Source organism: Nocardia sp. NPDC006982 (assembly GCF_042869435.1).
Taxonomy (GTDB): domain Bacteria; phylum Actinomycetota; class Actinomycetes; order Mycobacteriales; family Mycobacteriaceae; genus Nocardia.
The window spans coordinates 211,504-230,455 of the sequence record NZ_JBIAFV010000006.1; the positions used below are offsets into that span (position 1 = coordinate 211,504).

An 18,952-nucleotide genomic window follows, 5' to 3' on the forward strand; every position below is an offset into this window, starting at 1 on the left:
CGCGGTCACCGCTGGCACGTACGACGGCCGAGGTTGGGACGGCGAGCACCGGACAGCCAGATCGAGTTCAAGGAGAACGGCAGGCTGTTCCTTGCCTCGGAACGTAGCGTCTGTTCATGGACTTGCCTCGTCGTCCCGGCACCTCCGTCGGCCGAGGTCGTGTTCGAGACGTTGATCCTCGGGCACACAAAACTTCTGGTGCGCCTCACCGCCGCCGTCTCCCAGTCGTTCGGCTTTACCGGTTCATGGCGGTTCGGCCTGCTGCTCATAGGACTGCGCGACGCTAAATCGTTCAAGCTCAGTAACGACATCTTCGCCAGCAACACCACGCCGTACTCCGAACCTGCCTATGAACGAGCCACTGAAGCGTCGACTAGTCGACTTGATCAACGACCCCTTAGCCACTGTAAAACACCTCGTCGGACCACTTCGGCAAAGCATCGGATCGCACCACGCATGGGAATCGTTCTTCGCGGACTGATTGCACCGCACCGGGTTTGGGACCGACCAAGAAACTTGTCGAAACCGAGGAACACTGCCGGTTCGAGACGTTGTCGCCATCCAGGCTGTCCGAGAATGCAGACTCCATGACTGCCTGGTCACATGGGTGTACGTTGATGCTCCTCCGATGAGGAAGGAGCCGTAGATGGCACGTGTTTCCAACGGCGAGTCTGTGCTGTCGCGCGTGCTGCGGATTCTGGAGCAGTTCGATCCCGACACACCGACGATAACTGTGTCGGACCTGGCCCGGGCCAGCGGTCTGCCGTTGCCGACGGTGTCGCGGCTGGCCAACGAAATGATCGCCCAGGGGCTACTGCACCGTGATGAACAGCGACGGCTCCACATCGGAATGCGGTTGTGGGAATTGGCGTCTCGCGCCGCGCCGGCAGTCGGCCTGAGGCAGGCGGCGATGCCCTTCATGGAGGATCTGCACGCAATCACAGGTCAACACGTCCAGCTGTCAGTGCTGCACGATCGCGAAGTCCTGGTACTCGAGCGGTTGTCCACGCCGGGCGCGGTGTACAACATCAGTCGCATCGCCGGTCGATTACCGCTTCACGTTTCGTCGAGCGGACTGGTATTGCTGGCGCACGCACCAGCACAGGTACAGGAGGCAGTGCTCACCGGACCGCTGCGTCGATGCACCACGAAAACGATCACCGACCCCCGAGCATTGCGGGTGCTGCTGAGCGAGATCCGCCGCACCCGGGTCGCGTGTTGCCCCGGGTTCTTAGACGAGCGCGCAACCGGTTTGGCGGTGCCGCTGTGCACCGGCGGCGGGCAGGTCGTGGCGGCTTTGTCGGTAGTAGTGCCCAATGACGACGAAGCCCGGACAGTCATTCCGGCGATGCAGGCGGCGGCACGCGGGATCTCCCGGATGCTCAGCACGTCCGATATGGACTTCAGCCGGTGAGCCTGCATCCCCGGCTTTCGCAATCCACCAGCTGCTACGCCGAAAAAACAATATGACCGTATGGAGATAGGCCGGGCTCTCATCCATTGAGAGAACACTTCACCGCCGGGGTGTCATCACGTCACGCTTCCTTTGACGAGGAGGTCCATCCGATGAACACGCCGACACCAGCCGATATTCAGCACATTTCGGCGCCGAGCGAGGTCGCTGAGGTCTGTGTCACCGATAAACGTCTTGTGGCGACCAACGTCATCGCACTGGAGCTGGCAGCGGCGCATCGAAAAAGATTGCCGGACTGGACACCTGGCTCGCACATCGATCTTGCTCTTCCGAACGGCATGACCCGTCAATACTCGCTATGCGGGGACCGGTGGGATCCCTACACCTATCGCATCGGCGTACTGCGCGAACAGGACGGTCGCGGCGGATCTGCGTTCATTCATGAAGAACTCGAAGTCGGGGATGTCGTCGGCGTGGGCGGTCCGCGCAACAACTTCGCCATGGTGCCGTCGGACCAATATCTGTTCGTCGCAGGCGGAATCGGGATCACCCCCATCCTCCCGATGATCGAACAGGCCGAAATGCTGGGCGCCGACTGGCGACTGCTCTACGGCGGCCGCAGCCGCGCTTCCATGGCATTCCTAGACGGGTTGGCTCGCTTCGGCGATCGCATTCAGGTGGTTCCACAAGATGAATGCGGATTGCTCGACCTGACCGGATTCCTCGGAGCACCACGTCCCGGCGTCCGGATCTACTCATGCGGTCCTGCACCGCTGCTGGCCGCCATAGCGGAAACCTGCACCGCTTGGCCGCCATTCACGCTACGAGTCGAACGCTTCATCGGACAGACCAGCGAACCCGCGCCGAAGACCGCGTTTCGGGTCGAACTCGCCCGCACCGGCCGCACCGTCCGCGTCACGCCCGACCAAACGATTCTGGACGCCGTCCGCACCGTCGGTGTCGACGTACTGTCCTCCTGCCGACAAGGCACCTGCGGGACCTGCGAAACGACAGTCCTGTCCGGACACCCGGACCATCGGGACGCGGTACTGGAGGACTACGAGCGTGCAGCTGGCGACTGCATGTTCATCTGCGTATCACGTTCGCGCAGTGACTATCTCGTCCTCGATCTCTGATACCCCCACGAAGGCTCCGAACATGTCAACGACTCTCGGGTCCACAACACCCACCAACGACACCGACCCTTTCAGCCACGACGTATTGGAAAACCCCCAGCCGCTGCACACCGCACTCCGGGACGCCGGTCCGGTTGTATATCTCCCGAAGTACGACATCTACGCCTTTGCCAGGTACGAGCAGGTACATGCCGCGCTCGTCGATTGGCAAGGATTCCAGTCCGCTGCCGGTGTCGGCCTGTCCAACTTCCGCTTCGAAAAGCCTTGGCGGCCACCAAGTCTGCTCCTGGAAGCCGACCCACCCAGGCATGACGCGCCCCGGCGGGTGCTGAGCAAGGTGCTCGGCCCGAGATCCCTGCACAAGCTGCGGAGACAGTGGCTGACCGACGCCGAGGAGCTCGTCGATCACCTACTCATGGACGGAGACGAATTCGACGCTGTCCCATCCCTGGCCGCCGCCTTTCCACTCCGCGTCTTCCCCGATGCGGTCGGTATCCCCGAGACGGGTCGCGAAAACCTGCTCCCATACGGAGACCATCTGTTCAACGCATTCGGCCCCCAGAATGATCTGGTCGCGGAAGGGAGCCCACATGTAGGTGAACTCTCTGCCTGGGTCAGCGGCCAGTGCGCCCGTGATGCCCTCACCGACAACGGATTCGGTGCACATATCTGGGCCGCCGCCGACCGCGGAGACATCACCCACGAGCAAGCGCCCCTCGTCGTACGCTCACTGTTGTCGGCGGGTGTCGACACCACAGTGCACGGCCTCTCCGCCGTCCTGTACGCCCTCGCCACCCACCCCGACCAGTGGCTGCGGTTGCGGCGCGAACCAGCTTCGATCCGCGCCGCCTTCGACGAGGCGGTTCGATGGGAATCGCCTGTTCAAACCTTTTTCCGCACCGCAACAACCGATATCCGGGTCGGCGACCACATCGTCCCGGACGGGCACAAGATACTGATGTTCCTCGGCGCCGCCAACCGCGACCCCCGGCGCTGGGCCAGTCCCGACTCCTTCGACCTGACCCGCGACCCTTCGGGCCATGTCGGCTTCGGGATGGGTCTCCATCAGTGCGTCGGCCAGCATGTGGCGCGGCTCGAAGCCGAAGCTCTACTCACCGCCTTGGCCGAGCGAGCGCAGACCATCGAACTCACCGGTCCGACGAAACGGCACCATAACAACACCCTCCGTGCGTGGGAGAGCATCCCGGTGCGGGTACGAACGGTCCGAAGGAGCGAGGCTCCCACGACCACAGACCCGCCGGCGCGGGCACTCCGATGACAAGGGCACCGACCTCGGCGCAGCGAGGCTTTGACCGCGCGTCACCCGGGGAGTCCGAGGGAGCGGGTCGATGTAGGCGCGTTCAGTGGTGCCCGATCGTGCGAACCAACTCTCGGCGAGGACTTCCAGCATCTCGTCGCGTTCGACACCCAAGCCCGGGTTGTCAGTTCCGTGACACGTGACCCAGCTCGGCCATCGCGACGACACCCCGGAACTGCCGGGTCGCCGCCGCTGCCGACGCGATGGCGTCGACCGTCGTTGTCGCGTAGCTCATCGACACAAACAGGTCCAGAACGGCGTCGAAGCGGTCGAACCGAATCGCCCGGCCCATCGACAAAGTAAGAAAGTCCGCAATGACGCAGACGGCTGAACACAAGCACGGCTACCTCGCCACGATGGTCGCCAACTGCTGCGCCGTTCTCCTCTCGCGAGCCGGAGTACTAGCTGCTCGTCGCGCTGAATGGCACCCTCCAGCAGGAGTTCCGATCCACCAGCGTCCAACTGGCCTGGACCACGGCCGACTTCGCGATCCCCATGGTCGTCCTCGAGCCGGCCACCGGCATGGTCGGTCGGCCGCACGCGTCCGCCGCAAGTAGGCGCACTGCTGATCGTCGCGGGCCTCGGTGGTCAACTACGCCGCAAGCATGCGCTGTTCGACATCACGCCCCATGGGCTCCGCGTTCTCCAGACCTTCGGGAGTTCGGTCGAGGACCTTCGCGAGCGGCTGGACGTCCCGCTCCTCATAGGCGCTTGATCCGCTGAGGCTGCGGCGCTTCGGCGAAAACCCGTCGGCAGCAGCTCATTCGGGGGGACTCGAGAATCTTCCCGGTCGTATCGGACCGGGATCAGAAAGAAAGAGATGAGGAGTTATGCACAGCATCTCCCGAATCACGGCGATCGCCACCTTGGCCGTGCTCACCACTGCAAGTGCGGTAAGTATCGCCTCGGCCGCGCCCGTCGAGGCTCCGGCGTCGGTGACGCAGTCGGCCATCGGCGATCCCGGCCGCGCCGTTCCCGACATCAGTGCCGCGGACCCGAATCCGGTTCCGGCGCAGGTCGATCCGCAAGCCGAGTACGACCAGGCGATAGGCGCGATGGCAGGCGCGTTCTCCAACGCCAACCACGACGGCAGCTTGGTCGGTACCGCCATCGGCGTCGTCATCGGCTGCCCACTGGGCGCGCTCACCGGCGGCACTCTGACGGCCTTGGTTTCCGCCGGCATGTTGACTCCGGTGGGCGTCGTCGGCGGCTGCATCCTCGGCGGGACGACCCTCGGCGGCCTGGGCGGCATCTTCGCTGGGGCGATCACCGGCTTCCCGGCTCTCGCCGACGCCGCAGGCCGGCAATACAACCGGCTGCACGCACAGGGCCTGATCGCCGCGCCGCTGAACACCGACAACCGCTAACCGATCCACCGCGAAAGAGTTCTGCAATGAAGCACACCACTCAGGCCCTTGCGGTCACGGCGCTGACCGCCGTCGCCCTTGCGATCGCCGGCGGCGCAGCGCACGCCGATTCGAATGTCCAAGACGCGGCGCCGCCTTCCAGCACCGACGAGGTGTCCGTTCCGGTCGCGCCCGGCGTGACATTCACCGGGTCGACGGTGGACGGTTCTTCGGTCCTGGTCACCTCGGCCGGGTCTGTCACCACCCGTGCCGGGCAGGTCGATGTGCGCGACGCCGACCAGCGCCACGTGCTCGGTACCCCGATCGAGTCGGTCGCAGGCAATGTCCAGGTGGCGGAAACGGCAGCGGCGCCCGTGCCGGTCGGCGGCTCCGGGGACGTTGTCGGCGATCTGAATCTGGCATGGCGCGCGGCGGGCCCATACACCGGGCTGGCCACGAGCGTCGGCGCCACGGCGGGCGCATTGATCGGTGCGGCGGTCGGCTGCCCGCTCGGCGCGGTCACTCTCGGCAGCCTGGCAACCGTGATGTCCGCGGCAGTGCTGACGGTGCCGGGGATGGTCGGGGGCTGCCTCGCGGGTGCGGCGACCACCGCCGCATTCGGCAGCATGATCGGCACCGTCGCCGTCGGCCTGCCAGTCGGCTTGGCCGTGACCGCGCAGAAGTTCAACGAGATCCAAAGTGGCCACGCTCCGGCGGCACCGCGGCCCTGACCGTACTGGCGGAAACCTCTCCTCGCGACACGAGGAGAGGCTTCCGCTTCCAACCGAGATCGGCGGCGGCCTCGACCGCACTGGCCGGGCACAGGCCGTTGGGTATAAGGGGCACGCTCGACCTGGAACCGCAACCGAGTCTGTCGACAGGGGTGAACCAGCGACGGCACGGGCTGCCTGCGCTTGGCCCGCGGACTGACCGCCGATCTGCGTCACCCTTGGAGAAAACTCGGACCAGGGCGCCCCAAAGACGCCGAAAACAGACGCATAGCACCGCGTCACAACACGGCAAGACAGCCGAGCACCGGCCTACCAGCACGCTCTACCGGCTACGGCAGGCGATGCCGACAGCGCTCTGCGTGCGCGTCGCGCTGTTTCGGCTTCGAATTTGGCTGCAGCGCAACCTATTTCGAATCCGGCGAGAGCGGGATCGTTCGAAGAGCTGTGATTAGTGGGAATTCACAATCGTCATCGGGGGCTCGGCCGGCCCCGCCCAACCCGTTGGAGAAAGGCATCGATGCGATCGTTTGCCTGATCCGCGAGGGGGAAGGGGTATGAGGTGAAGCCATGCACGCCGCCGGGATAGACAGCCAACGCAGCCGGGCTGCCAGCCGCGACCCAGCGGATGTGCATGAACAACGAGTCGTCCAGGAACGGATCCAGGGTGCCCACCGTGAACAACGCGGACGGGAGATCCCGCAGATTCGCGTATAGGGGCGACAGATCCGGGTCCTGTCGTTGTTCGCTTCGGGGCGCAACCGCATCGGTACAGGTTCGGATGGCCTCCGTCGGAACCGGTATCGCGTCGGCGCCGATCAGCGTCTGACTCGGGGTCATCGAGAGGTCGAAAGTTCCGAAGACGAGGTTCGCCGCCTGGAACCCGGTGGATCCACACCGCTCGCGCAGCCGGACCAGAACGGCTGCCGCGAGGTTCGCGCCCGCCGACTCGCCGCCGATCGCGAGCGCATCGGTTCCGAACAGTGACTCGGCATTCTCGATCAGCCACATCGCTGCGGATTCGGCATCGTCCCATGCCGCCGGGTGCGGGTGCATCGGCGCGAGCCTGTAGTCCACGCCAATGCAGGCGAGATTTGCATTCCGCGCGATCCGCTCCAGCACCGGATCCGACTGCCCTTCTCTGCCATGAACGAACCCACCGCCGTGGAAGTGCAGGTAGACGCCCGTGGGGTGGTCCGGAGCGATGACCCGCAAGGCCAGTTCGTGGCCGCCCTGTCCCGTTATCCGGATCGTGTACGCGCGCTCCGAAGGCAGCGTGGGAGGCACCGGAAGGCCGCCGCCCGCGCCGAGACCAGCCCGGCCCTTCACCAGCTCGCGAAACTGCCGGTTGAACTCGACTGTTTCGGGCGCGATCGCTTCCGGCCGGAACCATGTCCCATCAAGGCCGCTCACACTATTCGATCCGAAAGTTGTCATCGCGGCCTCGCACCGGTGGCGACCGCCGTGGCATCCATTACATCCCCGTCGACCCTGCTGGCCGCCGTCCAGTTCGCCCGCTCGACGTACTCGCCATCCGGGCCATAATGCTGAGTTCCGGTGGCCATTCCCACGTGCATCTCGATTCCTTCCAGGAAAGTCATAATTCAGTCCAGCAATTCGGCGACGGCTCGGCGCGGGGCGGCTGAATATCGGCCGCGAGGCGCTGGAGGTCGGGTTCAGGCCCCCTTCTCGATCCGACTGCGACGGATTGCTCGCGTCATCTGGAAACGACCTCGCTATCAACTCTCGTCAAATCCTGATATTCCGGATCAATATACTGTAATATAGGACAGATTGAAGCGCAGCCGTTCGACCGTGTCAAGCACCGATGCCCGTGACCCCCGCAAGGTGAGCGTGGCGATCAGCGTCCCGCTTTGGGTCTGTGTAAGCGCGCAAGGAGATCCGGGCTGACATTCCCCCTTGAACGCCTCACCTGGCTGCCCGACACACGTAACGGAGTCCGACTCCATGCCCTGCCTTCAACGATTCAGCCTGGTCTTCGCCAGAGGGCCGCACCATTCTGGCCGTCATGAGTCCGTGCCCGTGGGCGCGTGGCGGCTCTCCGACCGATTAGAGTGTCCGCATGTCAGGATCAGTGTCCCCCAATTACCGTGAGCGCAACTCCACGGCCGACCGGGCGTTGGACATCCTTCTCATGTTCACCGATGCCCAGCTCGTCGTCTCCGGCAACGCCGTGGCCGAGCGGCTCGGCGTGGCCCGCTCCACCGCGTACCGCTACCTGCAAAGTCTGGTGAACAGCCGGTTCCTGGAAGAGGCGCCGGGCGGCGGCTTCCGTCTCGGCCTGCGCGTCCTGGAGATCGCCAGGCTGGCACGGCGCAGCTACGGCCTGTCGGAAGTGGCGCTGCCGGCGATGACCGCGCTCGCCGACGACATCGGCGGGACCATTCTGCTGACCCGGCGCACCGAAGGGCTCGTGGTATGCGTCGACCGGGCGGAATCCACGTCGGGCGCCGTACGCATCACCTATGAGCGCGGCAGCACACTCCCCCTCAATGCGGGCGCGTCCGCGCTCGTCCTGCTCGCCTGGATCCCCGAAGAGGAGGCTCGACGGCTCCTGGAAACAGCAGACCTCCGACGCTTCACTCCCGCCACGCTCACCGATGTCGACACCCTCATAAGGCGGCTCGCCCACATCCGGCGCTCCGGCTACTCGGTCACCCGTGGCGAACTCGATCCCGACGTCATCGGCATCGCCGCCCCCATCCGCAACGACCAACAACAGGTGGTCGCCGCAGTGAGCTTCACCTCCTTATCGTCGCGGGTGTTTTCCGAAGCCGAGACGGAGATCGCCCAAAAGCTCCTGAAGACGGCACAGGAAATAGGCGACAGGTTGAGCTCCGTCACGGACTGATCGGCGACCGGAGACACCGGCTGCCATAGCACGTCCCGACCGCCCGTCCCCCTCCTTCACGGTCAGCTCCGACCGTGCCGTGGATCGGCTGGCGATTCTTTCCCTACTGCGATCACATCGGTGTCGACACTGCCACATCGCCCCTGACGACGTCCCGTAATATAAGTCTCAAGTCCCATATGCCAGGACAGCTGCGCCGAGCATCGTCGTGGCCGCCGTCTCGAGCGACTTGGGGCGGTGTCGGCGCCGGGCCGCTCGGAAATACGCTGCGCACAAACACACCAGTCAACTCGTAAGCGCCGAGCCACCGCTGACTTCTCCCATTCGAACCACATAGAAGAACGGAACCTCATGACTCTTCTGGACGGAGCCGACTGGCAAGGGCGGATTTTCTCGGGCGGGTGGGTCAAGGGCGCAGGTGAGCCGCACGACTCCACCGAGCCGGCGACCGGTAAGACGCTGGGCCGCGTCGGCGCAGCCACGCCTGCCGATGTGGACCGGGCCGTCGCGCAAGCAGCACAGGCCCAGCGTGGATGGGCGTCGCTCCGCTACGTCGATCGGGCCCAGATCCTGCGGCGCGCAGCCGCCTTGTTCGAGAAGCATCACGCGGAAATAGCGGAATGGATCGTGCGCGAGTCGGGCGCCCTGCGGCCATTCGCGGACGTCCAGACCTCGATCGGTGCGGCGGAAGAATGCTACGAGGCCGCAGCGCTCGCCGCGGCTCCCTACGGTGAAGTACTCCGGTCGATCGAGGACCGCCTCTCGTTCTCGCGCCGACGCCCGGTGGGTGTGGTGGGGGTCATCTCCCCCTTCAATGCGCCGATGATGCTGGCCATGCGGGCGGTCGCCCCGGCACTGGCCCTCGGTAACGCCGTGGTCCTCAAGCCCGATCCGCGCACCTCGATCTGCGGCGGAGTCACCATCGCACGTGTCTTCGAGGAGGCAGGGCTTCCCGATAACCTCCTGCACGTCCTGTCCGGGGGCGCCGACGTAGGTGCGACGCTGGTGGACGACCCGCGTGTCCCCGTCATCGCCTTCACCGGGTCGACCCGGGCGGGAAAGGCGATCGCAACGGCAGCCGCGCAACGGCTGAAGCGAGTACACCTGGAGCTGGGCGGCAACTCGGCATTGATCGTCCTGGACGACTCCGATCTGGACAAGGCCGTGTCCGCCGGCGCCTTCGGCTCCTTCCACCACTCCGGGCAGATCTGCATGGCCGCCAGCCGCCATCTCGTGCACGCCTCGATCGCCGAGGAGTACACCGCCCGCCTCGCCGAGCGTGCCGACGCGGCGGCCGTGGGCGATCCGATGACAGGCGAGGTCGCCATGGGCCCCATGATCGACCAGCGTCAGCTGCAGGCCACCCATGCCGTCGTCTCCGACGGCCTGGCCGCCGGGGCACGACTCGCTGCGGGTGGTACCTACGAGGGACTGTTCTACCGGCCCACAGTCCTAGCCGACGTGCCGCTCACCGCCCGCGCCTACGCGGAAGAAATCTTCGGCCCGGTCGCGCCTGTAGTGGCGTTCCACGATCTCGACGAGGCCGCCCGGCTGGCCTCGGACACCGAGTACGGACTCTCCCTCGGCATCCTGACCCGCGACGTGGCCAAGGGGTTGGCGCTGGCCGACCGTATCCCGAGCGGGCTGGTGCACATCAACGACCAGACCGTGAACGACGAAGCGACCGTCCCGTTCGGCGGAGTCGGCGACTCGGGCAACGGCTCCCGCCACGGAGGTACCTCCGCCAATCTCGAGGCGTTCACCGAGCAGCAGTGGGTCACGGTCCGGAGCGAGATCCCCGGCTATCCGTTCTGAACGTAGCCGCCCTTCGGGGCGGCACGGGCGGGCTGTGCACGACTTCGCCGAGCACGCACCTGCACGACGCTACGTCGTCGTCGAGGGTCCCGGGACTCGCACCGGCCTCGGCGAACACGTCTTCGCGGCCCGCGAGAGAGTGCCACCTCGGAGGACGACAGCTACCTGCCGAGCCCGTGGTGGCGCCTCACAAGGACCAACCGAGCTTCTCAGCCACGACGCCCCCGATCCGCGCCGCACTTACACCGGCAACTAACCGATGGTCTGCGTCGTCACGGCGGGATCCTTGACCACGCCATTGCGTAGCTCGCCGATACCCTCGACGACGGTGACGAGTTGCTGACCCGGCCGCAGGAAGACCTTGGGGTCGCGGCCCGCTCCGACACCGCCGGGGGTTCCGGTGGCGATCAGGTCGCCCGGCAGCAGCGTGATGATGGTGCTGATGTAGGCGATGATGCGTGCCACGCCGAAGAGCAGGTCGGTCGTGTTGGACTTCTGCATGGTGGACCCGTCGACACTGCATTCGATGTTCAGCCCCGCGGCACCGCGCGGGAGTTCGTCCGGGGTGACCAGGACGGGACCAACGGGGGTGGTGGCCTCGAAGGTCTTGCCGGAGAGGAACTCCCGGGTGCGGTGCTGCCAGTCGCGGACGGTGACGTCGTTGATGACCGTGTAACCGGCGACGTGAGCCAGCGCATCGGATTCGGGTACGTTGCGGGCTGGGCGGCCGATCACAACGCCTAGTTCGGCCTCCCAGTCGACATCGTCACTGACCGTCGGCATGTGGATGTCGTCGTGGGCGCCGATGAGCGACCCGTCGTACTTCGCGAACAGCGTCGGGTATTGCGGCGTAGGGCGGCCCATCTCCTTGATGTGGCTCGCATAGTTCAGACCAAGGCAAATAATCTTGTTGGGATGCGGGACCAAGGGGGCGAGGGATGCGGCCGCCAGCGGAATCCGTGTCCCGTCAACTGCCGTGGCCCGTTCCGCCCAGTCCTCGCCGGAGGCCAGCAAGGCGCGAACGTCGGCATAGGGCAGCACAACGAATTCGCTACCATGCTGGCGGGCAGCTGCGGTGCCGTTGTTTGCGGTGCGAATAGTACTGAGCCTCATGGGCGGATTCCTTTGCGGTCGAGGGCAGGAAGATAGTCAGTGAACGGCGTGTCAGCCGCCCCGCCGGACGTTGGGGCGGGTACGGGGACGACGAAGCGCCCGAGCCGGTCACTGACGCGTTCGGCCTCGGCAGGGGCGAAGACGGCCGCCACCAGGCGATCGGGACGGACCAGCACGAAGCTCCCGGCCAGCTCGCCGAAGAGGGCATCGAGGCGGCCGTCGTAGTCGGCGACAGCGGTACGGCCAGAGCCGGGACGCGGAACGCGGTCGCCGAGCACCACTTCGACCCGGATGCCTTCGGGCAGCGCGGCGCGGTCGGCGCGGCGCCAGTCGGCGTCGGTCACCCCGACCCCGAGCAGGCTCCAGCCCGGGCCGAGGACATCATCCAGCCGGGTCATCTTGGTGTGCGGCCCGTGCAGGACCCGCGGCTGCGGCAGTGGAGTACCAACCAGCAGGTGGGCGCGGCCGTCAAAACGGATGACGGCGCCCGAGCTCACCCGAGCAGACGGGCGGTAGCGCATCTCGGTGAGATAGCGGCGACCCGACTTGGTGCGCATAGCCGCCCGGACGAGCAGGTCGCGCAGCCGGGCGCGGCGAACGTCGGTGGTCATGACGATCCTGCCGAGCCGCACCGAGAGCTCGATCGAGGCTCGGGCGTGTGGGCGGCGCTCACACTCGTAGGTGTCGAGCAGTGCCTCGCCCGCTCGCCCGTCCAGTGCGTGAGCGATCTTCCAGCAGAGGTTGACGGCGTCGCGCAGGCCGGAGTTGAGGCCCTGCCCAGCGAACGGAGGCATCATGTGCGCGGCGTCGCCGAGCAAGAAGCACCGCCCCTCACGCAGCCGCTCGGCGAGTAATGCGTGAAAGGTGTACACCACCGCACGCTCCACCTGGTCGGAGTCGACCTCCCGGTGCGGCGACAGCAGCCGCTGGACGAGGTCGAAGCCCGGCGGCGCGCCTGCCGCGCACTCCCCCGGTCTCAGCCGGAATTCGTAACGGCATCTGCCATCGCGGCCGGGGACGATCACGGTGGGCCGGGCCGGGTCGCCCAGGTGCATGCCATAGCGTTCATCGTGCGGGTCGCCGAGAGTGTCGACGACCAGCCAGACGTCCTCCGGAAAGCTGCGTCCGTCCATCGGGACACCGAGCAGTTCGCGCACCGTGCTGCGCCCGCCGTCGCAGCCGAGCAAGTACGCGACGATGACCTGTTCGTCACTGCCCGCTGCGGGCGTGAGGATGGCGCGCACTCCGTCGGCGTCCTGCGACAGGCCGGTCAGCGAGGTACTGAACCTGGTCTGCACGTGGGGGTAGCGGCCCAGCGCGGTGCGCAGCAGGCGCTCCAGGTCGGGTTGGGCGAAAGGATTCTTGAAGGGGTGGCCGTGGCGCAGATCACCAGGGCCCCGGGCATGGACGAGCGGGCGTCCGTCAGCGCCGAAGTACTTGGTCCCGGTGCCGGGGACGATGATCTCGGACAGCGGGCCGTCGAGCCCGGCGATCTGCAGCGTGCGCAACGACTCGTCGTCGATGCTGATGGCTTTGGCGGCGTCGCTGGTTCCGGGGTTGCGCTCGATGAGCAGGACGCGCACTCCGTACGCGCCGAGTAGGTTGGCCGCGGTGAGACCAGTCGGGCCGGCCCCCACGATCAGCACCTGGGGGAGCATGCTGGCCGGGGGGCCGGATGCGTTGCTCATGAAATGGCCTCCGATGGCACGGGGTTACTGGACAGGCTGATATGCAGGACCCCCCTCGGTGAGCAGTCGCTCCACGTCGGCGAAGACAGCCTCGGGCTCCTGATCGAGGTTGAGCGTCTTACGGAAGGGCTGGCGCACGTCGCGGTCCACGCGGAGGTAGACCTCGTTGCGGTTGCCTTCGGGGTCGAAGAAGTAGATCCCGATGGCGTTGCCGTGGGTCACTTCCTGCTGGACAGGAATGCCCTCGTCGCGGAAACGGTGGTGGAACTCGATGACGGTCTCGAGTGAGTCGACCCGCCAGGAGACCTGGTGGGTGAGTTTGGCTCCCGCAGGCGCGGTCCGGCCGCGCTGCAGCACCAATTCGTGGTGCTCCTCCTCGGGTCGCGCGGAGAGGAAGACGATGCCGAGTTCCTCATCCTCGTCGGTCACGGTGAGACCGAGTACACGTGTGTAGAAGTCGCGCATCTTCTCGAGGTCTTCGACCCAGAAGCCGGTGTGGCCGAGTCCGGTGATCGCCATGGTTTTCTCCGTAGCTGCTGTCGGTGGTTGGGGGTATAGACGTTTGGGGTGTGTTCAGGTCATCGAAGGGCGCATGATGTGGAGCACCTTGGCCTGAGTGAACGACAACAAGCCGGGTAGTCCGCCCTCCACGCCCAGCCCGCTCAACTTGTGCCCGCCCATGGGCACGTCGGGCCTCAGTGCGCCATGCGTGTTGACCCAGGACGTACCGCATTCCAGTCGTGTGGCGAGCGCCGCGGCCCGTTCCGGATCCGCGCTCCACACCGAGCCGTTCAGCCCGTAGCAGGTTGCGTTGGCCCGGGCCAGCGCGTCCTCGACGTCGTCGTACGGCATCACCGGCAGGACGGGCCCGAACTGCTCCTCGTCGACGACCCGTACCCCGGCGTCGAGGTCCCTCAGAATGGTCGGCGCGAAGAAGTAGCCGTCACCGTCCAGAGGCCGCCCACCGGCTGCCGCAGTGGCCCCATTGGCCAGCGCCTCTGCCACCAACTCTTGAACACGGGCGAACTGCGGCGCGGTCGCGAGCGGCCCCAGCTGCGCACCAGGCGACATCCCGTCGGCGACTTTGACCGACCGCGCCCGGTCCGCCATGGCGTCGACGACCTCGGCGTACCGGACACGTGGGACGTAGAGCCGCTTTATCGCCACACATAGCTGCCCGTTGTTGGCGAACGCAGCCCAGAAGATGTGATCGGCGTACAGGTCGAGGTCGATGTCGTCGAGGAGGATGGCCGCATCGTTGCCGCCCAGCTCCAGGGTGAGGCGCTTGAGGTCGGACACAGCCGCCATCGCGACACGCTTACCGGTGGCGATGGAACCCGTGAACGACACCTTGCGGGGGACGGGGTGTACGACGAGCCGGGCGCCCAGCGGGTCACGACCGGTGATGACATTGAACACGCCCGGCGGCAACACATCGCGGAGGGCGACTCCGAGCGCGAGGGACGACAAGGGTGTGTAGGGAGAAGGTTTGAGTACCACCGTGTTTCCGGCCAGCAGGGCGGGCGCGAGTTTGAGCGCGGCGAGGCCCAACGGGAAGTTCCAGGGAGTGATCAACGCAACCACCCCCATCGGCTGGGCCAGCAACTCGATCCGCTGCGCGTCGTCGTCCGAAATCACCTGCTGTGGCACGTCGAGGGCGGCCGTGCTGCGCAGGCTCAGCGCGACCACTTGGAGCTCGAACCGGGCATCGGGCAGCGGCTTGCCCTGCTCGAGGGTCAGCAGGGACGCGATTTCCTCGGCGACCTCTTCTATGCGCGCGGCCGCGGCGAGCAGCGCGGTGCGCCGAGTGGCGATGTCCTCGCGCCAGCGCGGGAAAGCGTCGGTGGCCGCCTGCAGCGCATCGTCCAGTTGGGCCGGTGAGCAGTCGGGCGCCTGGGCGAAGACTCGGCCGGTGGCGGGGTTCTCCACCCCGAAGGTGTCACTGGTATGGACATCCTTTCCGTTCACGGTCATCGAATAGTTGTGCTGGGTCACGGTGCCTCCTGGTTGGTGCGATGACAGCGATTCCGGCCTGGCTGCCCCGACGGTGGTTCCGGCCCGGCGTACAACCAGACACGGCGACCGGTCCCGAACCCCCGACGGGCGTAGGCAACGACGGAATGCCGCAGCAGAACGAGCTAGATCAACGCGATCTGGCCACGGCGAAGGGCGGCGAGCGCCCGTCAGGACACGATGCTCATGCGACATGGGAGGGTGTTGAACTCCTCCGGTTCGCTCTCACCGACGACGACGGTGCCTCCGATGTTGACGCGATGTTGTCCGGTGCACGCATTGGGTTCGAAGGCGAACGTCATACCGGGGACGAGTTCGAGATCCTGCGTCGGCTCGATGGTGTTGAACACCCGGTTGGCGTCCTGACCTGGGATCTGTACGGCGTTCAGGGCAATATGTCCCACGAAGGCCGCCGGGGCGAGACTATGCACGAGGGGCGTCATGTTGTAGAGGTCGGCCTTCAGGAGCGGTTCACTCATGGCCCTGGCCGCATCGAGGAAAGCGGTTCCTGGACGCAAGGCCGCGAGTCCGGCGTCGTAGCAGTCGAGGGCGACGTCGTGAAGCATGTGCAGCACTTGCGGCACCGGCTCGACGGCGACCGACATCTGAACCTGCGTCTCGAATCCGCCGTAGCAGGACATGATCTCGGCTTGGACCAGGTCACCGGGCTGAACTATCCGGGAGGGGCCGCCGGCGTAGGTCCAGTGGGGTGGCGCCCAGCCCGGGTCGTCGGCACCGACGCTCATGATGACGTGTGGGTAGGTGGTGACGCACGAGTTGCGGTGCAGGACCTCCACGATGGCCGCGTAGATCTCGGCCTCGCGCACGCCGGGCCGGGTGATCTCCAGCATGGTCTGGCACGCTTCCTCGGCCGCTTGGGCGGAGAAGCGGACCAGTTCCAATTCCTGCTGGGTCTTCGGCAGCATCGTCTGGGCGAAGGCGAGGGACACGTCCTCGAATTCGGCGGCGGGCAGGTTCTTCAGGACGTAGTCCCACATCATGTAGGTGATCAGCCCCTCCATTTCCCCTGCCGAGCTCCCGGTCAGGCTGACCACGCCGATACGGCTCGACGTCAGTCCCGATTCGGTGATCGCGTCGACGACCCCGCGGCCGAACGGGCCGATGCGAACGTCGTCGATCCAGAAGTGCACGTCCCGCATGTTCGCGGCCAGGCGGCGGGTGTACCGGTGGTGGGTCCAGGTGAGGTGGACGGGGTCGCGGTCGGCGAAGAACACGACCACGCCGTCGAGGACCTCGTTGGCAAGGTAACCCTCGTACCGTTCACGGCCCTTGAGGCCGAAGACGAGCAGGCATTCGATGTCCTTCTCCTGCATGAAGACACGAGTGCGCTGCCAGCGCAGGTCCCGGGCGGCCAAGGACAGCATCGGGTAACTCTTCGCGGTCATGCCAGGTCCCCGTCGGCAGACTCGCTGTCGGCGGCCTCGGCGCGCTCCAGGATGCCGCGATCGGCGCCCACCGCTTCGGCCACGTCCCGGTTGTACCGCACCCGATCGGTGCCCGAGCAGACGTAGCCGCCACCCGCCATGAGGCGGCGGCTGACCCGGGGGTCGTCCACGGTAGCCGGAAGCTCCCCGATCGCGGCGTAGAACTCCTCGGACCTGGCGATCGGCCGCCTGGCCCGGCGAAAGAACTCTCCGGTCGGACTGTCGGCGCCGACCTGCGTCAGTTCGGCGAAGGTGTCAGTCATTGAAGCATCCATCTCTGTGCGGGATCGGGTGGTTCGCGTGCTCACCACGCACTGGAGGGACCGATCAGATTCATCCGGTCGCCCGGGAACAGGTCGCTGACCTCTGGTGTGGCCCAGCCGAGGTCGACCGGGTGGCTGACCTCGGCGAAGGTCATGGCCAGCTCGTAGAGGGCCTGCTCCTGCGGCGGCATGTCGTCGAGGGGGAAGGCGTTCAGATGGCGCACGACCGCCTCGATGCGAGGGAGCACGACGTCGCACAGCTCGCTCAGCTCCGCCATGTCGGCGGCGGCCATCGCCGCCATCCGCTCCGGTGAGTTGCGCAGGCGCCACCGGCCCAGCAAGGGCTCCAAGTCGGCGAATTCAGCGGGGAGTTCCATTACCGATCTCCGATCAGCTCGTTGACGAGTCCGTAGCGGTGCTGCAGCGCGAACTCCTGCATAGAGAGATAGACATCGTCGATGGCACCCGACTCGAGGCCGCGCTGCACGTCCTCCATGGCGGCCAGGTCCTCCCTGGAGACCGTGTAATTCACGGCCCGCGTGTACGCCTGGGCCAGGCGATCGCCGGCGTGCCGGGCCTTTCGGGCGTAGCCGTCGAAGACGATGCGGGTGTGGCTGGGGTCGATCGGCCAGACCGTGACGACGGTGTACCAGTGCGAGCCGTTGAGGATGGCCACATTGGGGAATTGCCACACGATGTCGAAGAACCACGGACTGTGGTGGGTGCGGTTCACCCCCGGCGGCAGCATGGAGAAGTCGGTCTCGACCGCCGGTGCGAGCTTGCGCCCGAGGCCGTACAGCGCGCCCTCGACGGGTGGGCTGACGTAGTCGGGGTTGGCCGGATTACTGGTGCGGATGTGGCGGCTGTACATGTCGATCACGGGCTTGTGCCGCATCGGATTGCTCTTGCCTGCCAGCTTCGGCTGGGTTCGCCGATGTAGGAAGACGGTGTGGTAACCCTCTGAGAAGGAGTCCATGGCGATGTTCCAGTTGGCCCGGACGTCGATGGAGAAGCAGCTGATCTTCTCCATCTCGCTGTAGTAGCCGTCGAAGCCCTCGGCGACTTCCCCCAGCCATTCGGCCAGCGGCTCGGGGTTGTCACCGAAGTGGGCATAGATCAATCCGGACCGGACCTCGACGTGGATCGGTACCAGCCCGAGGCGGGACTTGTCGACGGAGCGGAACTGCTCCTCGTCGGGCACCGAGCGCAGAGTTCCCTCGCTGGTGTACGACCAGCCGTGGAACCAGCAGGTGTGCGCGGGCGACGCCCCTTCAGCGAAACCACAGGCCGTGGGGATCACTTTCTTGCCCCGATGGCGACACACGTTGTGGAACGCGCGTACCTCCCCGTCTCGACCTCGCTGTACCAGGACCGAGGTATTGAACGTGGGCACGTCCAGGACAAAGTAGCTACCCGACTCCGGCACGTCGTTGACGTTTCCGACGAGGAACCACGACGGACGGAAGACCTTCTCGAGGACTGCGTCGTGATACTCCTGCGTCAACTTGTCCCTGACAGACACGACGTCCTGCAGGCCGGCGAACGGATTCGGCGGGGCTGCCGGGCTCTCGCCGTTGGGCGGGGATACAGAACGGACAACAGCTTCAGACATATGGTTCTCCAAATATCAGGATGAATGTCCTGTCATGAGGGACACTAATCCCAAACCGAGCGCCTGGCAATAGTGCGCGGACGAGAGGTTTCGCGATCGACGGCCCGCGACAGGGATAGTTGACCTCTTTGAGATGTGGTTATATCGTCGCCATAGAGTCCCGAATAACAAATATAAGTCCTGAATTTC

18 protein-coding genes are annotated in these 18,952 nt (G+C 66.0%); 7 read left to right on the plus strand and 11 right to left on the minus strand.

The genetic code is table 11. From position 1 onward, the window contains the following. The first annotated feature begins 646 nt into the window (after window positions 1-646). From ACFYOW_RS25085 to ACFYOW_RS25095, 3 genes are all read left to right on the plus strand, one after another. Entirely contained in the window at window positions 647-1,414 is a 768-nt protein-coding gene (locus ACFYOW_RS25085; RefSeq protein ID WP_387291749.1) for an IclR family transcriptional regulator, read from the plus strand. A 152-nt stretch (window positions 1,415-1,566) separates the two neighbouring features. Next, a complete protein-coding gene (locus tag ACFYOW_RS25090; protein ID WP_387291751.1) occupies window positions 1,567-2,550 on the plus strand; it encodes a PDR/VanB family oxidoreductase in 984 nt (327 codons plus the stop codon). 22 nt (window positions 2,551-2,572) lie between these two features. Continuing rightward, a complete protein-coding gene (locus ACFYOW_RS25095) occupies window positions 2,573-3,829 on the plus strand; it encodes a cytochrome P450 (RefSeq protein WP_387291753.1) in 1,257 nt (418 codons plus the stop codon). Between the two features lie 163 nt (window positions 3,830-3,992). Here ACFYOW_RS25095 and ACFYOW_RS25100 read toward each other — a convergent pair whose 3' ends face one another. Then, window positions 3,993-4,160, minus strand: coding sequence for a hypothetical protein (locus ACFYOW_RS25100; protein WP_387291755.1), 168 nt, complete (start codon window positions 4,158-4,160; stop codon window positions 3,993-3,995). A gap of 538 nt (window positions 4,161-4,698) precedes the next feature. On the opposite strand from ACFYOW_RS25100, the gene ACFYOW_RS25105 reads away from it, so the two are divergent. Both ACFYOW_RS25105 and ACFYOW_RS25110 read left to right on the plus strand, forming a co-directional pair. After that, window positions 4,699-5,235 carry a hypothetical protein gene (locus ACFYOW_RS25105; protein ID WP_357474324.1) on the plus strand — a complete coding sequence of 179 codons (537 nt, stop codon included), beginning with the start codon at window positions 4,699-4,701 and terminating at the stop codon, window positions 5,233-5,235. A 26-nt stretch (window positions 5,236-5,261) separates the two neighbouring features. Next, window positions 5,262-5,945, plus strand: coding sequence for a hypothetical protein (locus ACFYOW_RS25110; protein WP_364477302.1), 684 nt, complete (start codon window positions 5,262-5,264; stop codon window positions 5,943-5,945). Between the two features lie 468 nt (window positions 5,946-6,413). On the opposite strand, the gene ACFYOW_RS25115 is transcribed toward ACFYOW_RS25110, so the two are convergent. Together ACFYOW_RS25115 and ACFYOW_RS25120 are read right to left on the minus strand one after the other, a co-directional pair. Beyond that, window positions 6,414-7,355 carry an alpha/beta hydrolase gene (locus ACFYOW_RS25115; RefSeq protein ID WP_387291757.1) on the minus strand — a complete coding sequence of 314 codons (942 nt, stop codon included), beginning with the start codon at window positions 7,353-7,355 and terminating at the stop codon, window positions 6,414-6,416. Between the two features lie 20 nt (window positions 7,356-7,375). Then, window positions 7,376-7,519, minus strand: a complete 144-nt coding sequence (locus tag ACFYOW_RS25120) for a hypothetical protein (protein ID WP_387291759.1) — start codon at window positions 7,517-7,519, stop codon at window positions 7,376-7,378. Between the two features lie 506 nt (window positions 7,520-8,025). Here ACFYOW_RS25120 and ACFYOW_RS25125 point away from each other — a divergent pair. Both ACFYOW_RS25125 and ACFYOW_RS25130 read left to right on the plus strand, forming a co-directional pair. Beyond that, window positions 8,026-8,814, plus strand: coding sequence for an IclR family transcriptional regulator (locus ACFYOW_RS25125; RefSeq protein WP_387291761.1), 789 nt, complete (start codon window positions 8,026-8,028; stop codon window positions 8,812-8,814). 351 nt (window positions 8,815-9,165) lie between these two features. Beyond that, complete coding sequence (locus ACFYOW_RS25130) at window positions 9,166-10,629, plus strand: aldehyde dehydrogenase family protein (RefSeq protein WP_387291762.1); 1,464 nt, start codon at window positions 9,166-9,168, stop codon at window positions 10,627-10,629. Between the two features lie 252 nt (window positions 10,630-10,881). Here the strand turns inward: ACFYOW_RS25130 and ACFYOW_RS25135 are convergent, their stop codons facing one another. The 8 genes from ACFYOW_RS25135 to ACFYOW_RS25170 form a co-directional block, all read right to left on the minus strand. After that, a complete protein-coding gene (locus ACFYOW_RS25135; protein WP_387291764.1) occupies window positions 10,882-11,742 on the minus strand; it encodes a fumarylacetoacetate hydrolase family protein in 861 nt (286 codons plus the stop codon). Continuing rightward, on the minus strand, window positions 11,739-13,430 hold the full coding sequence (locus tag ACFYOW_RS25140) for a bifunctional 3-(3-hydroxy-phenyl)propionate/3-hydroxycinnamic acid hydroxylase (protein WP_387291766.1): 1,692 nt from the start codon (window positions 13,428-13,430) through the stop codon (window positions 11,739-11,741). Before ACFYOW_RS25140 ends, ACFYOW_RS25135 begins: the two co-directional genes overlap by 4 nt. Before the next feature lie 24 nt (window positions 13,431-13,454). Further along, window positions 13,455-13,949: a VOC family protein gene (locus tag ACFYOW_RS25145; RefSeq protein WP_387291768.1), complete on the minus strand. Its 495-nt coding sequence runs from the start codon at window positions 13,947-13,949 to the stop codon at window positions 13,455-13,457. 54 nt (window positions 13,950-14,003) lie between these two features. Then, a complete protein-coding gene (locus ACFYOW_RS25150) occupies window positions 14,004-15,425 on the minus strand; it encodes an aldehyde dehydrogenase family protein (RefSeq protein WP_387291770.1) in 1,422 nt (473 codons plus the stop codon). Window positions 15,426-15,613: 188 nt separating this feature from the next. Next, complete coding sequence (locus ACFYOW_RS25155; protein WP_387291772.1) at window positions 15,614-16,849, minus strand: M24 family metallopeptidase; 1,236 nt, start codon at window positions 16,847-16,849, stop codon at window positions 15,614-15,616. Continuing rightward, window positions 16,846-17,151: a hypothetical protein gene (locus ACFYOW_RS25160; RefSeq protein ID WP_387291774.1), complete on the minus strand. Its 306-nt coding sequence runs from the start codon at window positions 17,149-17,151 to the stop codon at window positions 16,846-16,848. The genes ACFYOW_RS25155 and ACFYOW_RS25160 overlap by 4 nt, the downstream gene beginning before the upstream one ends. Before the next feature lie 41 nt (window positions 17,152-17,192). Next, window positions 17,193-17,528 carry a hypothetical protein gene (locus ACFYOW_RS25165; protein WP_387291776.1) on the minus strand — a complete coding sequence of 112 codons (336 nt, stop codon included), beginning with the start codon at window positions 17,526-17,528 and terminating at the stop codon, window positions 17,193-17,195. Then, the gene (locus tag ACFYOW_RS25170; RefSeq protein ID WP_387291778.1) at window positions 17,528-18,763 is read right to left on the minus strand and encodes an aromatic ring-hydroxylating dioxygenase subunit alpha; all 1,236 of its coding nucleotides are present in this window, start codon (window positions 18,761-18,763) and stop codon (window positions 17,528-17,530) included. The genes ACFYOW_RS25165 and ACFYOW_RS25170 overlap by 1 nt, the downstream gene beginning before the upstream one ends. Between the last annotated feature and the right edge of the window lie 189 nt (window positions 18,764-18,952).

What these genes read in the sequence shown, in the direction of transcription:
- ACFYOW_RS25085 (WP_387291749.1), top strand. Translation starts at nt 647, where the DNA reads ATGGCACGTGTTTCCAACGGCGAGTCTGTGCTGTCGCGCGTGCTGCGG.
- ACFYOW_RS25090 (WP_387291751.1), top strand. Translation starts at nt 1,567, where the DNA reads ATGAACACGCCGACACCAGCCGATATTCAGCACATTTCGGCGCCGAGC.
- ACFYOW_RS25095 (WP_387291753.1), top strand. Translation starts at nt 2,573, where the DNA reads ATGTCAACGACTCTCGGGTCCACAACACCCACCAACGACACCGACCCT.
- ACFYOW_RS25100 (WP_387291755.1), bottom strand. Translation starts at nt 4,160, where the DNA reads ATGGGCCGGGCGATTCGGTTCGACCGCTTCGACGCCGTTCTGGACCTG.
- ACFYOW_RS25105 (WP_357474324.1), top strand. Translation starts at nt 4,699, where the DNA reads ATGCACAGCATCTCCCGAATCACGGCGATCGCCACCTTGGCCGTGCTC.
- ACFYOW_RS25110 (WP_364477302.1), top strand. Translation starts at nt 5,262, where the DNA reads ATGAAGCACACCACTCAGGCCCTTGCGGTCACGGCGCTGACCGCCGTC.
- ACFYOW_RS25120 (WP_387291759.1), bottom strand. Translation starts at nt 7,519, where the DNA reads ATGCACGTGGGAATGGCCACCGGAACTCAGCATTATGGCCCGGATGGC.
- ACFYOW_RS25125 (WP_387291761.1), top strand. Translation starts at nt 8,026, where the DNA reads ATGTCAGGATCAGTGTCCCCCAATTACCGTGAGCGCAACTCCACGGCC.
- ACFYOW_RS25130 (WP_387291762.1), top strand. Translation starts at nt 9,166, where the DNA reads ATGACTCTTCTGGACGGAGCCGACTGGCAAGGGCGGATTTTCTCGGGC.
- ACFYOW_RS25135 (WP_387291764.1), bottom strand. Translation starts at nt 11,742, where the DNA reads ATGAGGCTCAGTACTATTCGCACCGCAAACAACGGCACCGCAGCTGCC.
- ACFYOW_RS25140 (WP_387291766.1), bottom strand. Translation starts at nt 13,430, where the DNA reads ATGAGCAACGCATCCGGCCCCCCGGCCAGCATGCTCCCCCAGGTGCTG.
- ACFYOW_RS25145 (WP_387291768.1), bottom strand. Translation starts at nt 13,949, where the DNA reads ATGGCGATCACCGGACTCGGCCACACCGGCTTCTGGGTCGAAGACCTC.
- ACFYOW_RS25155 (WP_387291772.1), bottom strand. Translation starts at nt 16,849, where the DNA reads ATGACCGCGAAGAGTTACCCGATGCTGTCCTTGGCCGCCCGGGACCTG.
- ACFYOW_RS25160 (WP_387291774.1), bottom strand. Translation starts at nt 17,151, where the DNA reads ATGACTGACACCTTCGCCGAACTGACGCAGGTCGGCGCCGACAGTCCG.
- ACFYOW_RS25165 (WP_387291776.1), bottom strand. Translation starts at nt 17,528, where the DNA reads ATGGAACTCCCCGCTGAATTCGCCGACTTGGAGCCCTTGCTGGGCCGG.
- ACFYOW_RS25170 (WP_387291778.1), bottom strand. Translation starts at nt 18,763, where the DNA reads ATGTCTGAAGCTGTTGTCCGTTCTGTATCCCCGCCCAACGGCGAGAGC.